The following is a 1,346-nucleotide window of genomic DNA, read 5'->3' as shown; positions in this document are numbered from 1 at the left end:
TGACCCCTCCTAAAATTACTTGACACATTTATAGGTTAAATATTAATAGCTCTTGTCAAGATTAATTTTACTATTGATACAAGATTACAGTTTTATTTTTTACTTGTAAAATTGTGATACAGGATGTTGCTTATTCCTGTTTTTAGTTGTCAGCTGGGGCTTTTATTCCTTATCATCTTTACTGTTGTTTTTGTTATTACTACATGTGGTTGAAGTTGTTTTTGTTATTTCTGTTGTTGCATTACTGTTTTGTGTTATTACTACAAAAGGCTTACTGTCCATTTTGTTGTATTTGCAGCGGATAGGCTTATCCACACGATAAAAAAATTTAGTTATAAAAAGTTTTTTATTGTAGTGGGTAAGCCGGTGAACTTTAAAGAATTTCTTGCATAAGAGCCTCTCTGGACCTGTAAACTTTTGGCTTCCAGTATTTCCTTAGAATACCCTTTTGCTCGTGAGCCATTACCGGGGTCATTCTGTTGCAACTATCATGTATTCTTAATTCATTATATTTTTTAACAGCATTGTTTACAGCTAGCAGGGCTTCTTCATAATTAGTAAAAGTCTCTTTAAGACAATGCTCATATTTTAAAATACCATTTACTCTTTCTGCAATAGCGTTTTCATATGGGTCGCCTTTTTCTGTCATTGATAATTGAATACCAAAATGTTCTATCATCGTAACATATTCATTGCAACAATACTGTATACCTCTATCGCTGTGATGGATTAAGCTTTCTGTTTTTTGGGCATCTCTACCAGCCAATATTAATGCATCAATTGGGCCTGCGCTATGTAAACTGGGATGCAATTTATGTCCAACAATTTTGTGACTGTAAGCATCTGTAATAATGCTCAAATAGCTAAATCCATTGACTTGCCGGATATATGTAATATCACTTACCCATAATTGACCAGCCTGAGTTATCTCCATATCCCGGATTAAATTAGGGTACTTTTTAAAACGATGGTTTGAGTTTGTTGTATAAGGCTTTCTGTTACGATGCCTTATCAATAAACCATACTTACCTAACAAACGGTACATACCATCCCTGCCTAACTTAATGTCATGTTCCAAAAAGGATTGGCGCAGCATGTAGTGCAATTTATCTACGCCACATCTGGGCAAATCAAGACGTACTTCGCCAACCAATTTTAGCACTAAAGCATCTTGTAAACCCTTATCATTTAATTCTTTTTTTTGCTCGTAATACGCCTGACGGCTTTTGCCAAACAGTTTGCAATAATAACCAATGCTAAAATGGCTATATAATTGCACAAGCAAGGCTACTGTTTGGCACCAGGCTTTTTTCTGATATTAATGTTGAGTTTTTCTTCCGCAACAT

At 34.8% G+C, this 1,346-nt stretch carries 1 protein-coding gene; it reads right to left on the bottom strand.

Going from position 1 to position 1,346, the window contains the following annotated elements:
- Nucleotides 1-373: 373 nt before the first annotated feature.
- Nucleotides 374-1,279, bottom strand: coding sequence for an IS3 family transposase (locus GD597_RS21645; protein ID WP_317170327.1), 906 nt, complete (start codon nucleotides 1,277-1,279; stop codon nucleotides 374-376).
- Nucleotides 1,280-1,346: the final 67 nt, after the last annotated feature.

It is taken from the genome of Limnovirga soli (assembly GCF_013106755.1).
Taxonomy (GTDB): Bacteria; Bacteroidota; Bacteroidia; order Chitinophagales; family Chitinophagaceae; genus Limnovirga; species Limnovirga soli.
Note: the sequence above shows the minus strand (reverse complement) of the source record. Positions and strands in the feature narration are given on the sequence as shown.